The organism is Actinomyces slackii (assembly GCF_900637295.1).
Taxonomy (GTDB): domain Bacteria; phylum Actinomycetota; class Actinomycetes; order Actinomycetales; family Actinomycetaceae; genus Actinomyces; species Actinomyces slackii.
The window spans coordinates 2,233,303-2,255,061 of sequence record NZ_LR134363.1 but is presented as its reverse complement, the minus strand read 5'-3'; the positions used below and the strand labels follow the sequence as shown (position 1 = coordinate 2,255,061).

Annotated in this window: 2 protein-coding genes (1 of these 2 only partly in view); both read right to left on the bottom strand. The window is 66.6% G+C overall.

Annotated features, from left to right (window positions below):
• Nucleotides 1–24: 24 nt before the first annotated feature.
• The gene (locus EL266_RS09230; protein ID WP_026427039.1) at nucleotides 25–12,054 is read right to left on the bottom strand and encodes an SDR family NAD(P)-dependent oxidoreductase; all 12,030 of its coding nucleotides are present in this window, start codon (nucleotides 12,052–12,054) and stop codon (nucleotides 25–27) included.
• A protein-coding gene (locus tag EL266_RS09225) for an SDR family NAD(P)-dependent oxidoreductase (protein ID WP_026427038.1) crosses the window boundary here: on the bottom strand, nucleotides 12,051–21,759 show its 3' portion. 1,856 nt of this gene lie beyond the right edge of the window; only the last 9,709 of its 11,565 coding nucleotides appear in the window; the start codon falls outside the window, past its right edge — the gene reads right to left on this strand; its stop codon occupies nucleotides 12,051–12,053. Before EL266_RS09225 ends, EL266_RS09230 begins: the two co-directional genes overlap by 4 nt.

Below are 21,759 nucleotides of genomic sequence, written 5' to 3'. Positions count from 1 at the left end.
GGTGGGGGTCGGGGATTGCAGGGATCACCAACCTGAGTCCAACTCATCGAGCAATTCGGCGAGTTCGGACTGTGCTTGGCTCGGTGTCGTCTCTTGGGCCCGCTCGATGGGCAACAGGGCCGACAGCTGTTCCATGTCGGCGACCACGACGCCGACCTCGGCCGCGTCCCCGGAGAGTGCGGCGTCGAAGGTCCTCAGGCCCGATCCGGTGGGGAGCTGAGCGATGCCCAACCGCCTTCGCATCGTTTCGCGGGTTTGCTCGTCCAACGCCATGCCGCCATCGCGCCATGTTGGCCAAATGAGGGCACGGCTGAGCCCATGGCGTCGACCGTCGATCCGGAGTTCCTCGCGAGCAGCAGCGAATGAACCCAGGAACCGGTTGGCGAAGGCGTAGTCAGTCTGTCCGGGATTTCCACCCACGGACGCCATCGACGAGAAGACCACGAAGAAGTCGAGCCGATCCTCCGACGTGGCCGCGTCGAGGTTGAGTGCACCGGCCAATTTGGGATCGATCACCGTGTGCATCTGCTGTGCGGTCCGCGTCAGGAGCATCCCGTCGTCCAAGACGCCGGCCGCATGGATGACACCGGTGATGGGCCCCCGGTTCCGAATCGACTGCATGAGCGAGGACACTGCCGCTCGGTCGGTCACGTCGATGGACTCGTAGCTGGCCTCGGCTCCCAGCCGCCGCAGCTCCTCGATCTGGGTGACGTGGCGCCCGTCCTGAGCTGACCTGCCGGTCAGGACCAACCGCTTGACGCCAAGTTTGACCAAGTGCCGGGCAACGATCCGCCCCAGGCCACCTGCTCCTCCGGTGATAACGCAGGTGCCGCCCCCATCGAGGCGGATCTCTGGCGACGATGATTCGGCCACGTTCATCTGCCTGAGCGAGCGTGTCCACCGCTGCCCCCAACGGTACCGGACCTCGTGCTCGGCTGAGTCACCACCGAGTTCACGCAGGCAGGCCTCGGCGATGAACGAGACACGATCCTCCACATGAGCGACCTCCAGACCCAGCGTGCGAACCACCACGTTGGGACTCTCGTGCCTGACTGCACGACCAAAGCCACCGAACCCCTCATGGACGGGATCAGGCGTGCCGTTGAACACGTGGGCGTAGACGATGTCCACAGGGCGAGTGGGTCGAGACCTGACAACGGCCTGCACCAGGTGGAATGCGGGGAACGAACATTCCCCTTCCGCGCCATCGGCGTGGACCGTCCTGGTGGGGCGGAGGTCAAGAATGACGTCGGGCATCGTCCCCAGATCGTCGAAGAGCCGTCGAAGATCATCCGGCTCGTCACGCCCGATCCTGAAGGTGGACTGGTCACATCGCGCATATGAGTCCCCGGCAAGGACGAGGACCACCGGCTGACCCGGCCACATCCCACGCGCAAGGATGTACTCTCGCACTGCGTCATCCGCGTCAAGGATGACCAGCGGTCCCGTGGGCAGATCGTGGTTGGGGGCCGCGACCTCCGACGTCACCCAGTTCGCGGTGTAGATAACGCGCTCCAGAGCCGAGTCGTCCACGAGCTCATCCTGCCCCTCCTCCAACGGAGCCGTGGCGCTCGACCACGTCCGGGAGAGCTCCGCTGCCAACTCCTCGATCGTTGGATGGTCGAACATGGCATTCGCATGCAGGACGATGCCAAGGTCCAGCTCGACCTGGCTCACTAGCCTCGTGGCGAGCACGGAGTCCATTCCCATCTCGAAGAAGCCGCTGCGACCATCCACGTGGGAAGGATCCGGGATCTCGAGAAGTTCGGCGACCTTCTCGCCGAGGTACACGGTCAGGATCTGACCGCGCTCGCCCTCGGTGGCGTCCGACAGCTCGCCCTTGAGCCCAGTGCCGATGTCGGACGATACACCGGGGGCGCTCACAGCCTCGGTATGAGGCGCCGGCGGCGCGGGGGCGGACGGCTCGGAGCCGCTCGGCCGTGACGCATCGAAGGGATCGACGATCCAGTACGACGCGCGCTCGAAAGGGTAGGTTGGCAACGGCACCCGCCCGGGCGTTCCGTGGGGGTAGAGCTGACGCCAGTCAGGTTCCTCTCCACGGAGCCACCGCCCGGCCAGGTCGCTCGCGAGGCCCCGCGCCGACTTCCCTCGGTCCGTGTCAGGATCGCGCGGTCCCCCGTCCCCGGCACCTGAGCGGGGGGACCCAACCTCGGTGACCCGAAGATCATTGGACTCCCGGCCCTCCCGGACGAAACTCTCTAGAGTCTCGGCGGCTGCCTTGGGGTCGCTCGCTAGGAGGGCGAGCCTGTGCTTCAGTGATCGCCGACCGTCCTGGAGGGTCCAGGCGATCGACGAGAGGTCCCCCTCGCTCGGCTCCACGCCTCTGAGATGCTCGGCCAACCTCGATGCTGCATTCCTCAGCGCAGACGGGGTCCTGGCTGACAGGACGAGAACCACGGGGCCGTCGCCCCGCGGCCGTCGGTCCTCCACTGGCTTGGGCGCCCCTTCTACGATCACGTGGACGTTGACGCCGCCGGCCCCGAAGGAACTCACCCCGGCCCGTCTGCGGCCACCTCTCGCCGCAATTGGCCATGGTCCCAGTGAGCGCTGCACCGTGAAACCCACACTGTCGAAGTCGATATTCGGGTTCAGATTGTCCGAGTGGATCAGCGTCGGAACCAGCTGCGCGTGGGTCAACTGCAGGACAACCTTGTGCATCTGGGCGATTCCCGCAGCCGCCTCGGCATGACCGATGTTCGACTTGACGGAACCGATCGCACAGCGGGACGGCCTGTCGTTGGCGTCCCCCAAGGCTCCGACCAGACCCCTGATCTCCAGCGGATCACCAAGGCTGGTCCCCGTGCCGTGCGCCTCCACGTAACTGATGGTGTCGCTGATCACCGACGCATCAGCCAACGCCGCCGAGATCACCTCGGTCTGAGCGACGGGGTTGGGCACGCTGTACCCGAACGTGTGACCGTCATGGTTAATGGCGCTCCCCAGGATCGTCGCGTATACGTGGTCACCGTCCTCGAGCGCCTGCGAGAGGGGCTTGATCAGTACCGCCCCGACGCCCTCTGCCGGCACGTAGCCATCGCCGCCCTCGCCGAACGAGTGGCAGCGCCCATCGCCCGCGATGAAGCCAGACTCCGCAAGCGTGACGTACTTCGACGGATGCAGGGTGAGGTTCACTCCTCCCGCGATCGCGGCGTCGCATTCTTTCCGCCGGATCGCCGCGCACGCCAGGTGGATGGCGCTGAGCGAGGACGAGCATGCCGTGTCCACGGTGAGGCTTGGCCCCGCAAAGTTCATGAGATACGAAACGCGGTTCGCCAGCGAGAACGTCTGCGAGTTGACGGGGAGCCAGTCGCCGTGCTCCAACTGAGAGGCGGCGTACATCTGGTAGTTATTATACGTCGCCCCGACGAAGACGCCGACGCGCCCCCTGGAATCACCCGCGGCCCCGCGCGTGATCGCCTCCGGAGTGTGACCCGAATCCTCGATGCACTGCCATGCTGTCTCGATGAACAGGCGCTCCTGGGGATCCAGGAAACGCGCTTCGAGGGGAGAGATGTTGAAGAACTCGGGCTCGAAGGCGTCATAGCCATCGATGAAACCGCCCCAACTGGGATACGACTCCTTCCCCAGTCTCTGGCGCGCCACCTCCTCGTACTTCTCCCAGCCGGGACGGTCTGCAGGGATAGGGCTGACACAATCCCTGCCGTTGACCAAGTTCGTCCAGAACTCCGACAGGTCGTCAGCCATCGGATATCGTCCGCTCATCCCCACGATGGCGAGCAGTCGTCGATCCTCGCCCAGCGGTGGGCGCTGGAACATCGTCGCGGCCTCGGACGCCGGGTCACCACTGCCCTTGACGGTGTCTTCACGTACGTCCTCCTCGACCTCGGCGTGGACTGGGACTAGATGGCGGTCGACGTAGTCCGCGAGCGCACCGGCAGTCTTGAACTCGAACAGCACGGTGGCGGGGAGGGCACCGAACTCAGCGGCGAACGCCTCGTTGGCCTCCTTCACGAGGACCGAAGTGAATCCCAGTTCCTCGAAGGTCGCCTCGGGGTGGATCTCGGAGGAATCCCACCCGAGCACGCGCGCAAGCAATCGCTGGACGCGCGCCAACGTGGTCCGGCGAGAGGCCTCCTCTCGGCGATCGGTGACGATGTCCGACGGTGCTGGCTTCGGCGTGGGCGGCTCAGATTGAGACGCAGTGTGGCTTGCCCCAGGCCGCGCATACTTGCCACGAGGTTCGAGGTCGATCCGGTGGATGGTTGCGTCTAGCCAACACCTGCGGGGCTCGAACGGGTAGGTGGGCAGCGACACCCGCAAGGGGCGTGCCCCGTCCCACAGACGGTCCCAGTCGAGGTTGATACCCCCGACCCAGAGCCGCGCCAGCTTGTCCGGGGTGTGCGATTCCCGCAGTTCACGCTGATAGGCATCGCCCTCGGCTCCGGTCAACAACAGCCCGGTGAGGTCCTGCACCGCTGAGACGTCCCCCGTCCAGACGCCCGGGAGGGACCTCTCGCCGTCCAGGTGTCTCCCCAAGAGGTCGTGGAGTTCCTCAACGCTGCCGGCCACGATGGCCAGACGGTGCGCGAATGGTTCGCGACCGGTCTGCAGGGTGTAGGCGAGGCCATCGAAGTCGACGGGCGCCCGCGTCAGTTCAGCCAACGCCGAGTCAACGCCCAGCTCGCTGCCGATGACGTCCACGAACTCGCTCACCGTCCTGCAACGCCCCGCGGTCATCAGGTCACCAGGAATCTGATACTTGTCCGACACTCGGGTGCACAGGGTCGCCATGTCCACCGGATCCAGACCGATCTCGCCAAGATCCTCGTGGGTGTCGATGTCGGACGGATCGACCTGCGCGATGTCGGCCACCAGTCGCGAGACCTCCTTGAGGTGTGTCTGCGTTTCGACGGGCACACTGCGGCGGTTGCGTTCCAAATGCGCGAGCAGCGCGCGACCTTGACGTTCCAGTGCGTCCATGGTCTTGGCGCTGAGTGTCACGACCTGGGGACGGCCGGACGAGACCGCCGGAACGGGCTGCCGGTGCTCCTCGAGAACGATGTGGGCGTTGATGCCGCCGTACCCGAAGGAACTGATGCCCGCTCGTCGAGGCGATCCATCGGCGTGGGTGGGCCAAGGTCGGAGCTCGCTCGAGATCGAGAACGGGGTCGGATCCAGGTTCAGAAGTGGCGACACGGCACGAAGGTTGGACTGCGGTGCGATGACCCCATCCCTCAACGACAGGAGCACCTTCATGAGGGACGCCATGCCGGCGGCCGTCTCAAGGTGGCCCACATTGGCCTTCACCGAACCGAGGGCACAACCTGTCCCTGGCGCCGCGTGATGCCGATTGAAGGCCTCAACCAGGCCTTTGATCTCGACAGGATCGCCAAGCCGGGTGCCAGTGCCGTGAGTCTCGATGTAGTCGGCGCTGGTGACGGAGACGTCGGCTTGATCCCAGGCGGCCTCGATGATATCGGCCTGGGACTGCGCCGATGGAGCGGTCAGTGAGACGCCCCGTCCCCCATGGCCGATCGCCGAGCCCCGGATCAGAGCGTAGACGTGGTCGTGATCCGCTTCGGCGTCGGACAAACGCTTGAGGACGACGGCCCCGACCCCCTCCCCTCGGATGTACCCGTCAGCGTCGGCGCTGAAGGGCTTGCAGACGCCGTCGGACGCGAGCATGCCGGCCTGCGAGAACGCGATAAACCCGGTGGGAGAGCACAAGGCATTGACGCCGCCGGCAATGGCAGCGTCCGACTCATGAGCACGCAACGCTTGGACGGCACGGTGCATGGCCACCAGGGACGCCGAGCAGGCGGTGTCGATGGGCTCGGAGGTGCCACGCAGGTCATAGAGGAACGAGATGCGATTGGCGAGCAGCGAGTGCGCAGACCCGGTGGCGGTGTGTGCCCCCACACCCGCCCCAGAGGCCCGCAACAGCTCGGAGTAGTCAGAGCCGCCCACACCCACAAACAGACACATGTTGGTCCGGGCGAATTCACTCATTCGGTGTCCGGAGTCCTCGACCGCAGCCCACACGGCCTGCATGAAGATACGCTGCTGGGGATCCATCAGCTCGGCCTCACCCGGCGAGACCCCAAAGAACTGGCAGTCGAAGTTCTCGATCCCCGGCGCGAAGCCACCGAACCTCACACCATTGGCTTCGTCGTCGCCGGAGCCCTGCCATTCGCGCCAGTCCCAACGCCACGCTGGCACCTCTCCGGTCATGACCTCACCAGCGCGTACGCGTCGCCAGAACTCCTCGGTGTTCCCGCCCGGGAAGAGACCAGCCATACCCACGATCGCGATGGGTTCGGGGGCATCGTCACTCTCGTTGGTCCGAATCGTGGCCGCCACCTGCGGGGTAGCGATGGCCAATGGGTGTGCATCATCGCGATCCGACGTCCGCTGTGAACCCTTCTCAGCAGGGTCCGGGTCCGTGGGCTCGGCAGGCACGCTGGGAGCGTCCGGCTTGGTCCCAGGCGTCTCGGGGACGGAGACAGCCCAGCCGCGCTGCATCGCGACCTCACTGCCGAACTCGTCCGCGACGAAGTCCACGAGCGATCTCAGCGTGGTGTGGTCGTAAAAGACCGACGGCAGCAGCTCAAGGCCCCACAGGTTATTGAGCCAGGAGGCCAACTCGGTGAACGTGATCGAATCGAAGCCGAACTCGACCAGTTCTGCCCTCAGGTCGACGTCTTGGTCCGCCAGACCCAGGGTGGTGGCCACACCGCGCGCGAGGTCGCTTCCCAGCAGGTACCTGACGCGGTCCGTCTCCGCGTCGTGCGCCGGCTGCGCCACCTGATCGACGTTGCCCGGTCGGTCGGCAGGGTGGCCCTTCCGAACCGTGCCGCCGAGTCCGTCCTGGGTTCGGACGTCCCCGTCCGGCAATCTGGCGGTCTGGTCGGCGAAGAACCGTCCGGCGATCTTGGAGTGATCTCCCTTGACGATCGAGATCACCGGGTGAGGCGCGTCGTGGATGAGGTTGGCGAGGATGGTGAGGCCCTCCCCGGTTCCCAGCGGGTTCAGACCACCAGTCTGGCGCATGAATCGCTCAGTGGCAGGGTCGACCCGCATTCCGCCGTCCTTCCACAGCGGCCACTCGATCGATAATGAGGTTCCGGGGCGGTCCGCGTGCCGCGACCGCCAGACCATGAGCTCGTCGACGGCCCGGTTGGCATATGCGTAGTCCGACTGACCAAGGTTGCCCCTGAGCCCCGCCACTGACGAGAACACCACGAAGAAGTCCAGAGGATCGTCGGACGTCAGTTCGTCGAGGCAGACCGCCCCAACCGCTTTGGCGGCGACCACGTCCTCGACATCCCCAGGCGACTTCTCCCAGGTCAGCGAGTCGTTCAGGACGCCCGCCGCGTGCAACACTCCTCGGATTGGCCCCAGGGTCCGGGCGTGCGCGAGGGCCTCGGCCAAGGCACCGTGATCCGTGACGTCGACCTTGATCGAGGTCACCGGCCCAGCGAACCGGGCCAGCCATTCGGGGGAGGCACCAGAGCGCGAGAGAACCACGGCGTGCCCACCGGCGGCGACAATCCAGTCGACAAGGTGCCGACCGATGCCACCTGTTCCACCGGAGACCAAATACACCTTCCCAGCCTGGATCGGAGTCTCGTGGAGCGTCCAATCAAGCGGAATCTCGCGAATCCTCGGTGATCGGCACCCCTCGGGGCCCATACGAACTTCCTGGATGCCGGACGTGGTCACCGCGGCGGCCAGTTCCCCAGCCAATGCCGCGACCGGATCGGTCGCCATGACCACTCGAGCGGAGAAGCCCGACCATTCCAGCGCGACACTGTGCGCCCAGGCGCCGACGGGCTTGTCCCACATGCTCATGATGGACTGCTCCTGCGCACCCAGGAACACGAGTCTGAGCGTGCCGGCGGCCCTGTAAACGGCGCCAACCAACGCGGTCAGATCCATCACGCAACGGCGGTTGGATCCACCCATCCACAGCACCAAGTCTGGCTCCCGCGATGCTCGAGCTGAAGCGGCGTAGGCGTCAGCAGCCGCGTCCGGGAGCACGACCTGCGCCACCTCGCCCCCGGCGCTGGTCACCCGCCGCACCACCTCGTCCTGGCGCCCCTCGCCGACGACGAGGACCGTCTGCCCCGCCAAGTGCCCTGCGACAGGGCTGGCGCAGTCCACCCAGTCCTCGACCAACCCCACGACTCCAAGGCCCACCCACCTCAGCTCGAAGTCCCGAACGACCAAGAGGACGCGACCTTGGTCGTCCGCGATGTCGAGGTCGAACCGAATCTGATCGGAGCGGGCGGCGGACGTGGACCGCTGGGCGCGCACCCACATCCGGTCGTCCAACGCTGCGTACCGCTCGATCCGGCCGATCCGGAACGGTAGGTAGAGCGGACGCACGGTCTCCTTGACCGGCGCTTCCGAACCGACCACCACACCGCTGATCGTCTGCAGTGCGGCGTCCAGCAAGGATGGGTGGAGCGGCCAGTCATGCACGCTGTCACGAAGGTCATCGGAGAGTTCGAGACGGGCCAAGGCCTGACCATCACCACGGTAGAGACGGGTGATCGAGCGGAACGATGGGCCATAGGCCAGTCCGGTCCGGCTGAACTCGTCGTAGCATTCCTCACCAAGTCGGAGGTCGGGGCAGTGCTGTATGATCGACGAGACGTCGAGAAATTCCTGCGTCCCGCGCCCTGAGCCATACTCGAGACGCCCACTCGAACACACCTTCTCGTTGTCTCCTTCGAGGCATCCGATGGTGAACGAGGCACGGGTGTCCGACTCCTTGCGGACGACCACGTGTACCTCAGCACCCTCGGATGCCATGATCGGCGCCGCCCAGGTCACGTCCGATATGGTGTCGGCCCGCAGCTCGGGGAAGCCGGCCTCGCTGGCGCGCAGCGCAAGGTCCAGGTGTACCGCGCCCGGAACGACGTTGTCTCCCTTGACCACATGGTCACGCACGACGAAGTCTTGGCGCGTCAGATGGATGCGGTAGTGGACCTCGTCGTCCTCACGAACGACGCTGGCGCGGGACGTGGCTGTGGCCGACCGCGTCGAGTCCCCCAGGACATCTGTGAACCAGTAACGATCACGAGCGAACGGGTAGGGGGGCAGGCTGGTGACCCCGCCGGAGGGGCCCAGGGCGTTCCATTCGACGGGCTCCCCCTCCTCAAACCGACGCGCCGCATTGTGCCTCGGGTCGGACCCGGCCGCGTGGGCAGGAAACTGACCGCCGCGTGCAAAGGTCTCGAGTTGCGTCACCGCATCGTTGGCGTCCACGACCACGAACGCCGCCCTCGACGTCATGGTCGCCCGACCCGTTTGGAGGGTGTGGGCGGTGTCGGAAACCGTCGACCGCCGCTTGGCCAGGTGACCGGCCAAGAGACCAGCCATCTCGCGCAGCTGCGGCTCGGTCCTGGCGGAGAGCGGCAGGATGTGGACTCCCGCCCGATCGACCTCTCCGGGATGGCTGTACTCCTCCACAACGATGTGCGTGTTGCTGCCCGACATGCCGAAAGAACTGACTCCCGCGCGTCGAGGCGTGCCGGTCCGACGCGGCCACTCCTCCAGATGATCGTTGATCCGGAGACCAGAGCCCTCGATCTCGAGATAGGGGTTCCGCGTCGAATGGTTCGGCATGGCAGGAATCTCACCGTGTTGCATAGAGAGGATCACCTTGATCAGCCCGGCGAGGCCCGCGCACGCCTCGAGGTGACCGACATGCGACTTGACCGAGCCGATCACACAGTCGAATGATGAGTCTTCGCCTGCGACCTCGCGGCGTGCCGTCACGAGCGACTTGGTCTCGATGGGGTCCCCTAGGAGGGTTCCCGTCCCGTGCGCCTCGACATACCCGAGAGTGCTCGGGTCGACACCGGCATCGGCCCACGCTTCGCGGAGCACGGCCACCTGGGTTTCCGGGGACGGTGCAGTCGGACTGTTCGCCCTTCCGTTGTGATTCGTGGCCGTCCCCTTGATCACCGCATGGATCCTGTCACCGTCCGCGAGCGCCAGATCGAGGGGCTTGAGCAGGACTGAGGCGACCCCCTCGCCGGGGACGTAGCCGTCGGCGGCGGCGTCGAAGGAACGGCAACGGCCCGTCGGTGACAGTGCCCCGACCCTGCTGGTGTACACGTAGTGCAGGGGGCTAATGAGCAGGTTCGTCCCCGCCACCACCGCCTGTCGACACTCTCCGGCGCGGAGGGAGGCCACCGCGAGATGCAAGGCGGTCAGGGAAGAGGCACACGCGTTGTCGACCGGGACGCTTGGCCCCCGGAAGTCGAAGATGTACGACAGACGCCCCGACAGCGCCGACGGCACACACGACACCGCTTGGTAGTCCGTGAACTCCACGCCCGATCTGAGGATCTCGTCCCAGTACTCGTGGAAGGCGACCCCAAGGTAGAAACCGGTGGTGGTCCCCCGCAACAGGTCGGCGCATCCGGCGTCCTGAAGGGTGCCATGGACGACTTCCAGGAGGACACGCAACTGCGGGTCCAGCCACAACGCCTCGCGAGGCGCGACTCCGAAGAACCCCGCGTCGAACTTGTCCACCTCGATGAAGCCGCCCCATCGCGACCGGGACCGGTTCGGGGCCCCCGGCTCGGGGCTGTACCAATCGCGCCAGTTCCACCGTTCGGCCGGGACCTCAGTGATCAGGTCGTCGCTGGCACGCAGGTGCTCCCAGAAGGTCCACAAGTCGGGCGAACCGGGGAAGCGTCCATCCATCCCGACGATCGCAATGTCCCTGTTGCTCTCGGGCACGACGGCCGGGACGGGCCCCGACGGAGCCGGAGCCGGCTCGTCGCGGGTCGCGTCCATTGAGGCTCCGAGACGAGCGGATAGGGCCTCTCCGTGCTGGGCCACCAGGGCGGCGCTGAGTTCTGCGATGGTGGGATACTCGAAGAACAAGGTGGGGTACAACTCGAGACCCAGGTCGTCCTCGAGAACACCCGTCATGGCAATCATCTGGGCGGAGTCCGCCCCCAACTCCATGAAACTGACTTGGTCGTCCAGAACCTCGCCCGTGCCGAGCGTCCGTTGCACGAGTCCGGTCACGTAGCGATGCACGGTCGCGTCCGACGCATCCGACGCCCTGGAGGGCGGCTCGGGGGCCGCCCCAGTCGCCTCGGTGGGCTGCGCCGACGCCAGCGCACCGCCGATGCGGCGCAGCGTCATGCCGTCAACCTCGAGGACGCACCGTCCCTCGTCGTCATGGAAGCGAAGATCCATGGTGATCAACTGGTCCGTCACCCGCACGGAGCTGGCGCGGCACCAGCAGGCGTTCGGAAGGGTGCTTCCCGTTCCCCGCATGGCCCGCACCGCCATGGTCACCCAGGTCGACCCATCCGATGGCGTCAGGACGGCGGGATCAACGAGCGTGCCACCGACTACGAAACCACCGTCGAGGAGTGCAGGGTGGACCGCGAGCTCCCCCTCCGCCGTGATGGCTTCGGGGCGCAGTTGCAGCCGCCCCAAGGCCTCGTCCCCTCGGATCCAGACCCGGCTGACGCAGTCGAGAACCGGGGCGCGAGACAGCAGCGGGACTGCCCGGATCTCGTCTGGGGACAGCGTTCGGTCGGACGTCCCCGTGAACGTATCGATCACCATCGGCTCCGTTACGCAACCACCGTCATCCATGTCCCCCAACTCAGCCGTCATGGTCACGCGCTGCGCTCCCCCGCTGATCGAGAAGCGACCGACCAGCTTGCTCACATTCGCGTCGTCGCGCTGGACGACCACGTCCACGCTCGTCCCTGGGGGAACCACGACGGGCTCGACAAGCACGAGATTGCGCACACCGAATTCCTCGGACGCAAACTGGGCCGCCATGGAGTAAAGCGTGGTGCCCAGCAGCACCTGCTGCCCCTGGACGACGTGTGCGGCCAAGTACGGTTCATCATGAACCCATCGCCGCTGAACAGACTCCCCCCGGGGACGGCTCCCACTCCTCACCAGCTCCCCCACCTGGTCCCTGGTCAGCTGCCCGCGGGCGAACATCTCCAAGGCCACCGTGATCGAGTGCTCGTGGCGGGGCTCGGCAGGGTCGGACTGACGGTTGTCCGGAGTATCGCTCATGCTCGCGGATTCCTCTCCCATGGTTCTGCGGACGCGGGATTCGCTTCCAACAACACTGCGGCCGCCTCCGGGGACAGCTGGCCGGCTTCGATCTTGTCGAGCACCGCCTCGAGGTCACCCACCGCCAGGTCCGATGGGTTGGCCACGCCGATGGGGTCACCCACCTTGAGGTGCCTCCGGTTGAAGCGAGGGGGCGCCAACGGCTGACGGGTCGGAAGATCCGGGTCGGCCGCCTCAAGCACGACGTGGGCGTTGGTGCCCCCGAACCCGAAGGCCGACACTCCCGCTCGACGCGGATGGGCGGCATCCCCTGGCCACAGCACCAGTTCGCTGACCGGATAGAAGGGCGACTCCGAGAAGCGGAATCGGGGGTGCGGATTCGGACAGTTGAGGGTAGGGGGGATATGCCCATGTCGAAGAGCAAGGATCACCTTGATGAGGCCGGCAATCCCAGCTGCCCTTAGCAAGTGGCCGATGTTCGACTTCACCGACCCCACACCGCACTGTTGACGCTCCGCGCCGTCCGCGATGAAGACACGTGAGGCGGCCTGGATCTCAATCGGATCGCCGAGCGAGGTCCCGGCCCCATGGGCCTCCAGGTACGAGATGTCGCTGGCCCGGACGCCAGCCGCGGCAAGCGCACTCGCCACGACGTCCTGCTGGCCGTGGGGGTCGGGGACCGTCAGCCCGATGGTGTGACCGTCGTTGTTCACGGCACTGCCCAGGATGACTGCGTGGATGGTGTCCCCATCCCTGATGGCCGCCCGGTAGGGTTTGAGAAGCACCAGACCAGCCCCCTCACCGGGCACCATCCCGTCAGCGTCCGCGTCGAAGACGCGGCAGACACCGTCCGCAGCCAGGGCGCCCGCCTTGCTGAAGCCGATGTGCACCTGCCCGTCGGTCAGAAGCTCGACGCCGCCCACGATCGCGGTGTTGCAGTCCCCCGCCCGCAGGCCGGCACACGCCTGGTGGAGTGCCACCAGCGCCGACGAGCAGGCAGTGTCGATCATCTGCGACGGACCCCTGAGGTCTAGGAAGTCCGAAACTCGAGCAGCGGCCATGTTCGGGATCGTGTTGACCACAGCGCGCCGCATCATCGCACTGGACAGTTGCGAGAGCTGGCCCTTGAGGTAGTTGCTCTCGCCGCCCCCCAGGTAGACGCCGGTCTTCGAGCCAGCAAACTCCTCGGGCCGGTACCCGGCTTCATGCAGCAATTCCACCGATAACTCCAGCACGAGCCGGTGGTGGGGATCCATGACCATGGCGTCCTCCTCACCGATTCCGAACCAGTCCGGGTCGAAGGCGAAGATGTCATCGTCGAGGAAGCCACCGTGCTTGGAGTACGTGCGACCCGCCGCGGACCGGTCGGCACTGTAGAGCTGGTTCACGTCGAAACGATCTCGGGGCATCTGGCGCACCAGACAGTCCCCCGACTGCAAGTGACGCCAGTACTCCTCGACCGTCCGGGATCCCGGCAATCGCGCGGCCATGCCGATGACTGCTACCCGGTCAACGTCGTGGGGAATCTCTGGGGCCTGCGCGACGTCCCTCCCCTGGTCCACCGACGGCTGTGGGGCTACCGAGGGTCGATCGGGCACCACAGGGCGACCAACCCCCCGGTCCTCCAGGTGGCGGGCCATCATGGCCAGAGTCGTGAGCTGTGAGAACTCGCCCGGGGCGACCGTGGTCGAGAAGGCCTCCTCCACGCGGTTCATCAGCGTCATCAGCCCGATGGAATCGAGGCCGTAGTCGTGGATGTCCTCGGTCGGATCGATCTCGCTGGGCGGGTACTTGAGGATGTCCGCACAGATGTCGACCAAGCGGCCCTCTACGTCGCGATGGGAGGGCGCCGCCGCGTCGTCCGTCTCGACCGCGCAGCCAGACAGGCCCATGACTTCGGTGACGCGCTCGCGATGACCATTCAGGACGCCCACCCAGGGTCGTCCAGCGGCGAGAAGCGATCCGAAGAGACGCTGTCCGACCTCGGTGGCCATTGGGACCGTTCCGACCGTGCGCTCGAGTCGTGCGATGGCCTCGTCATCCAGACCCATGCCCCCGTCCGACCACAAGGGCCAGCCGATCGACAGGCTCCTCCCAGACCGTTGCCCTGACGCGCGCAACCGCTCCCGATCGGAGATGTAGGCGTCCATGAAGCGGTTCGCATACGCGTACTCGCACTGGCCGGGGTTGCCGACCGCTCCTGCCAGCGACGAGAAGCAACCGAACCAGTCCAGGTCCATGTCGGCGGTCTCCTCGTCCAGGACCACCGTGCCAGTGACCTTCGGGGCACACACCTCGTCCCATGCTCCGGAGTCCTTGATGGCGAGCAAGCCATCACGAAGCACGCCCGCCGCATGGAGGATCCCCCTCAGTGGTGGACGCTCGGAGCCTCGAAGCATCTGAACGAGTTCGCGAACCGATGCTCGATCGGAGACGTCGAGCGCTCGGTACTCTGCCGCGCACTCCAGCGAGTCCAACCAGGCGGCTGCCTGCGGGTCCAATGCTCTGCGACCGGTGAGCACGACGCATCCCGCCCCCCGCGCGGCCAAGAACTCCGCGAATCGACGGCCCAGGACGCCCAGGCCGCCGGTGATCAGGTAGGAGGCGTCGTGGCGCGCGCGAAAATCGGTGGACTCGTCCAGGATGAATCCGGCCCAGCCCAGCACCTCGCGATCCGACTCCTGAAGCCGAACCTCGGCATCGTCGGCCCCACCCCGGATCTCGTTCAAGAGCGCGTCCGGGGCCACACCGTCGCCGACCTGGACCGCCGAGGCTCGCAGCCGCGGTTGCTCCGCGCGCACGGTGCGAGCCATGGCCGCCAGGGCCCGGACGTTGGCGGATGCACCGTCGTGCACCATGACGAGGCGTTGGATCCGCCTGTCCGCAACGGCGTTCCTTAGCGCATGATAGGCGCCGGTGGCATCCACGTTCTGGTACGCAACACCAGATTCGAGAACGAGTCGTTCGAGAGGCGGCGACGCGTCTACCAGGAGGGTGCGCGTCTCAGATGGACCCACCTGGGCCACGCCGGACGCCGGCTTCTTCCGCCAGTCAGGCCCGAACACAACGTGACCAACCTCCCCCTGCGACGCTGGGTTCCCGGGCGCGTGGTCCGGCACCACCGGCGCGGCAATCGCAAACTGGCGGAGCATGAGGCCATCGATCCGCACGACGGGATTCCCGCCGTCATCGGTGACGACGATGTCGACCTTGCGCACCCGCGCATCCGGGCAGCGCACGACCTGCACCCAGCCGCTGCCGGGAAGTTTCCCGCTCCACGTGAGTCGAGACAGGGCGAAGGGCACCCAAACGTCCCCAACATCGTCCGGGTCCGACAGGCCCAACACGGTCTGGAAGGCCGCATCGATGATGCTTGGGTCGAGGGTGTCGTTGCCCGTCCCGCCACCAGAGGGAATCTTCCACCTCGAGAGTGCCATCTGGCTGCCACAGTGGATCTCGCGCAGCCCCCGGAAGGTGGGGCCGTAGTGCAGACCGGCGTCGTCCAAGGAGCGGTAGCAGTCCTCAGCTGGGAGGGTCCGATGCATCCTGTGCAGGAGGGCATCCGGATCGACGCGTTCGCCCATGTCTTCCGGCTGACGGGACACGTGGATCCGCCCCTGGCAGTACTCGGTGGCCTGATCGGCGCCATGCCCCGTGACCGCGAAACGGATTGTATGGTCCGATGCCGTCAGGGACAGGTCAACGCTGGTCGTCCGATCGGTGGCCTGGATGGGACGTGCCCACAGGACGTCGGAGATGGCGCGCACAGGCTCCCCCGACGCCAACGTCCCACCTGCCCGTGCCATCTCCAGTACCGCCGCACCGGGCAGTGTCGGGTCCCCCAACACCACGTGGTCCGCCAGGTGGGGCTCGTCAGACCTGAGCACGGTGGTGAATCGGGTGTCCGTCAGGGAAGACGTGTTCGTCCCCAGCAGTGGTGCGAGGCGCCGATCTTCGTGAGCATCATGCACGGCGCTCACCGCAGCGTCGCTCTGGTGGACCACTCCGGTCCGGCTTCGAGGGAATCTGCAGTCGACATGTTCGAAGGGGTAGGTCGGAAGCTCGACGGTCCTGGCTCCCTGCCCCAAGGGCACGCGCTCCCAATCGATGGTGGCCCCCATCACCCACAGACGAGCCAGTTCGGCCCAGTCCTCCTGATCGATCGCCAGCTCGACGTCCGCCTCATCGGGACGATCGCCGCGCCGCTGCGTTGGGCGAGTCGACCAAGCGTTCTCACGGTTCGCCGCGGCGTCAAGTTCGGTCAGCAACTCGGCCAGCGTCGACACCACGAAGCCGATGCGCTCGTCCATCGGCTCCCTGCCCACCCGCAACGTGTGGGCCACGTCGATCAGCCGGAGGTCGCTTCGGTGGCGGCCACCCAGATCTGCCACGTCCACGAGCTCCAACAGGCTCGAGTCAAGCGATATGTCGGGCAGCGAGCCGCAGCGTGGGGCGCCCACGTCCGTGAGCAGGGTCGTGAGTCCGACTATGTCCAACCCTTGCTCACCGAGAGTCGCCTCGGGGTCGATCGCGTCCTCGCTGACGCCGAGCACGCGAGCGGCAGCCGTCACGAGTCGACCGAGCCGGTTGTCGTCCTCCCGGGCCGACAATGTCCCTCGCCTGGCGCGAAGGTGATCGGCCAGGGCGGCACAGTACCGGCTCAGCCGCTCGGGAGTTCGAGCGGACAGCACCACAATCTGGGGGCCAGCGCAATCTCGAGGGGCATCACTGGTGAATTCCTCGACCACCACGTGCACGTTGGTGCCACCGGCCCCGAACGAACTGATGCCCGCCCGCCGCGGCCCCTCGACGAGTTCGCCCGCGACCATGCTGGTCGGGGCCTGCCACTCAGATGCAGCCGTCTGCAACTCGATGCGAGTATCGTCGAAGTCCAGTCGAGGGTTCACCGGCGTGCAGTTGAGCGTCGGCACGAGCGTTTGGTGCCGGAGCTCGAGGATGGCCTTGGTCAAGCCAGCGATACCCGCCGCGCCTTCCAGGTGTCCGATGTTCGACTTGACCGAACCCAGGGAGACCGCACCCAGGTTCCCCGCGGGGGCGCCCACCACGTTCTTCAGCGCGGCCAGTTCGATCGGATCGCCCAGGACGGTTCCGGTGCCGTGGGCTTCGACGCACCCGATGCTGCCGGGGTCCACACCTCCGGTTTCGAGGGCCGCGCGAATGACATTCGACTGGGCGGCGGGATTGGGAACGGTGTAGCCATTGGTCCGGCCACCATGGTTGGTCGCGGTCCCCTTGATGACGGCGACCACGTTGTCACCATCCTCGAGTGCGTCCGCCAGCGGCTTGAGCAGGACGGCGCCGACTCCCTCGCCGGGGACGAAGCCATCGGCGTCCTGACCGAAGCTCGAACAGCACCCGGTGGGAGACAGCATCCGCGCCTGGGCCAGCGTGATGTACTTCGCGGGATGCATGTAGAGGTTGACGCCGCCTGCGAGCGCCATACGGCAGGATCCGTTGCGCAAGGCCTCGCAGGCGAGGTGGACGGCGCTGAGGGACGCGGCGCAGGCGGTGTCAACCGTCATGCTGGGGCCACGGAGGTCCATGATGAAGGACACCCGATTGGCCAGTGACCACGACGCCGACTGCGGGTTGACTCCGCTCTCGGCGGCCCACTGTTCTGGAGCCCACATCTGGTTGGTGTATGTCGTCACTCCGGCAAAGACGCCCACCTCATCACGGGATGTTCTCAGTCGCGATGGCGGGTAGCCGGCCGCCTCGAAGGTGTGCCAGGACGTCTCGAGGAAGAGGCGTTCCTGCGGGTCGAGGGTTTCCGCATCGCGCGGGGAGATGCCGAAGAACTTCGGATCGAACCGTTCGACCCCGTCCAAGAAGCCGCCCCACCGCCCGTACGAGCGGCCCCCCCTGGTATTCTCGGGATTCTCGTCGAGGAGCGCATGGGCGTCCCACCGGTCCAGGGGGACTTCCCGAATTGCGCTCCTTCCCGCCACCAGCAGGTCCCAGAACTCGTCCAGATCGTCCGCCCCCGGATAGCGCCCGTCCATGCCGATGACGGCAATGTCGTCCGACCGAGCCCGGGCAGGATCCGGGAGCAGCGGCCGACCTGCCAGGACCTCTGGCCGAGGGACGTCATCGTCCGCGGACGACGAGACACACTTCTTGGCCGGAGCGGTGCCCTCTTGTCCTGGAGCTGGTCGCTCCCTGGCCAGCGCACCCAAGGCGTCCCCATGGAACCTGACCAGGTAGTCGACCATCTGCGCCAACGTGGGATGCTCGTAGGCCAAGGTGCTCGGCACCTGCCCCAGAGCCTGCATCAAACCCCTGTTCAGGCCGCGAACGACCATCGAGTCCATGCCCAGTTCGGCCAAGGGTATGCCCGGTGCGATGTTCTCCGGCGCAAGCCGCATTTCCTGGGAGAGGATGGCCCGGAGCAGTCGCTCGGCGGTGTCGCTCGCGCTCTCGGCGGGCCCCACCCCAGCGGCAATTGCTCCCGAGTTCGCAGGCGGATCCGATCGAGGGTCCGGGGCAGGCGACTCGATCGGGAGAGGCGGCGTGCTGGTGCCCCCGACCCCGACGCTCGGGGTATCCCGTTGCGCCCACGCGCGGTCTGGCGAGTCGAAGAGGTCCACGAGCGTCGCGTACAAGGTGGGTGTTCCGTACGCACACAGGAGCTCGGGTTCGTCGCTGATGAGGGCTCCCGTGAGCGCGCCAAGACCCGCGGCGACCGGCAGCCGCTCGCCACCTAAGCGCGCCAGATCCTGCATACGAGCGGCGTCGACTCCCATATCCCCGCCCGCCCACAACGGCCAATGGACGACCCGCACCGTTCGATCGCCCTCGGCGCGTCGTTGCTGGGCGTAGTGGGCGAGGAAGGCATTCGCATAGGCGTAGTTGCTTTGTCCCGCATTCCCGACGACGCCCACTGAGGACGAGAACAGCAGTAGGAATTCCCTTCCGGCCCCGCGAGTGGCGAGGTCGATGTTGCGGGTGCCTTCCGCTTTCGGGCCCAGCACTGCCTCGATGTTCGCCCTATCGAGGTTGCGGACGAATCCATCACGCAGCGTTCCGGCGCAGTGGATCACCCCGTCGATGCGTCCATGGCGTGCGATGACCTCCTCCATGAGCGCCGTGACGGCGGACGCTTCGCGGACGTCGCAACTCGCATACTCTACCGTTGCGCCCAGCGCGCGAATCGAGTCGAGCAGTCCGTCCTCAGGAAGCGACGACCGTGCCATCAGCACCAGGTGGGCCTGAGGCGTCTCGGCAACGTGCCGCGCCACATGGGCGCCAAGGCCCCGCCCCCCACCGGTGATGACGTAGACGCCGCCTCGACGGAACGTTGCCGCGTTGGGACCAGAACCAGAGCTGGCCACGGACGAGTCCTGGACCAAGCACCTCGTCGACCGACGCTGGCCGTCCCATCGGACCTCGAAGCCATCCCGCTCACCGAACTCCTCCAACAGATCAGCGATCTGCCAATCATCCGACACCTCCACGGTTCTCGCGTGGAACTTCGGTTCCTCCTGCGCGAACGACCGCAGGAATGCGGCGATCGCCGCGTTGGCCGGATCGGCGCCCCCGCCGCAACGCGCGTGGGTGCGGACGAAGCGCAGTTCGGAGAGATCCCGTCGACCACTCAAGGAGACGAAGAACGCGGACAGCTGCACGAGCGTGTCCACTGGGTCCGGCTCTTCGGCAGGGTGCGTCCCATCCAGCGCAGACAGGTCGAGCACGTCGATGGTGCCGCTGCTGGGGATCGACTCGGTGCCGTGTGGCCCGTTCCCGGGGATCCGCACCACGGTGCGCCACTGGTCGGCCTCCACCGGCCACTCCTCACCACCGATGACCACGAGGACGTCGCCTTTGACCGCGATGCGGCCGCCAGCGGCCGGCCTCCACACTGGTCGCAGCCACGAGACCGCGGGCTGCTCCTCGCAAGGCGGAACGGCCAAAGGTCCCGGTAGCCAGTGACGCTCAGCGGCGAAGGGATAGGTGGGCAGCGACACTCGCTGGAAGTCGTGGTCGAGCTGCGCATCAGCCCAGTCGACGTCCAGACCGTGTGTCCAGCACGAGGCGAGGTCATCCCACGCGCCGCTGGCCACGAGGTGGTCGACCAGAGCCGTGCTTGATCCGCTCGCCGAGAGCCGCTTGGCCAACGAGTCCTCACGTCCCACGGTGCCACGATGGACGCCTGGGACCAGGTCATCGGCCAGGAAGGAGTCCAGGGCAGTCCCCACCTGCTCGAGATCGGACGCGACGATCGCCAACCGTTCGGGCATCGGCTCGCGCCCCTCCTGCAGCGTGCGGGCGAGGTCGGTGAGCGAGAGCTCGGGGTGGGCCGCGATGTGCTCACGAACGCTTTGCGCGTAGCGGCGGAGCCGGTCGGCATCCTTGGCACTGAGCGTCACGACCTCGGCGTGGGACGACGTGCGAGTGGCGACCCGCGTCGGGGGTTCCTCGACGACGATGTGGGCATTGACACCGCCATATCCGAACGAGCTGATGCCGGCCCGCCGGGGGGTCCCATCCTCGTGCAAGGGCCAAGGCTGCGGACGCGTCGGGATCGTAAAGACAGTCGAGTCGAGCCTCAACAGCGGCGACACCGTCTCGAGAGTGGGGTGTGGGGCGATCGTGTCGTCGCGCAGGGAGAGAAGCACCTTAGCCAAGGAGGCGATGCCAGCTGCCGTTTCCAGATGACCAACGTTCGCCTTCACCGATCCGATTGCGCAGTGTTTGGAGAAATCGTGGTCGTGCTGTCGGAAGGCGTGGTCGAGGCCTTCGATCTCGACAGGATCGCCGAGGCGTGTGCCCGTCCCGTGGCTCTCGATGTAGTCCGCAGTGGTGATCGGAACTCCAGCATTGCGCCAGGCGGCGTCGATCACCTCGGACTGGGACCGCGCGGAGGGCGCCGTCAGCGAGACGCCGCGGCCACCGTGCCCGACCGCGGTGCCCACCACGAGACCGTAGATGTGGTCGTGGTCAGCGCGCGCCTGGGACAGCCGCTTCAGGACGACGGCCCCCACCCCTTCGCCACGGACGTAGCCATCGGCGTGCTCGTCGAACGCCTTGCACAGCCCGTCCGGTGACAACATCCCCGCCTCGGAGAACGCCACGAATCCCGTTGGGGAGCACAAGACGTTGACCCCGCCCGCGATTGCCACATCCGAGTCACGGTTGCGCAGCGCCTGCACCGCCCGGTGGATCGCCACCAGCGAGGCGGAGCAAGCCGTGTCGATCGGCTCGGAGACCCCACGAAGATCGAACAGATAGGACACCCGGTTCGCGAGGACGGAATGCGCAGAGCCCGTGGCCGCATGGGCCATCATGCCCACCCCGTCCGCCCGAAGGAGCTCGGCGTAGTCCGATCCTCCGACGCCCACGAACAGACTGGTATTCGTGCCCGCGAGCTCGCTGATTCGGTGACCAGAATCCTCCACGGCGGACCACACCACTTCGAGGAACAGCCGCTGCTGGGGATCCATCAGGTCCGCCTCGGCGGGCGATATGCCGAAGAACTGACAGTCGAAGTTCTCGATTCCTTCGATGAAGCCACCGAAGCGGACGTCGGTCCGATGTCCCGAACCCGTTGCGCCGTGCCAAGCACGCCAGTCCCAGCGCCAAGCCGGGACCTCACTGGTCAGGACTCTCCTAGAGCGCAGCGATTCCCAGAACGACTCTATGTCACCGCCCGGGAATCGTCCCGCCAAACCCACCACGGCGATGGGC

Bases quoted from the DNA above. Each gene is read 5' to 3' on its own strand.
- EL266_RS09230 (WP_026427039.1), bottom strand. From the start codon at position 12,054: ATGAGCGATACTCCGGACAACCGTCAGTCCGACCCTGCCGAGCCCCGC.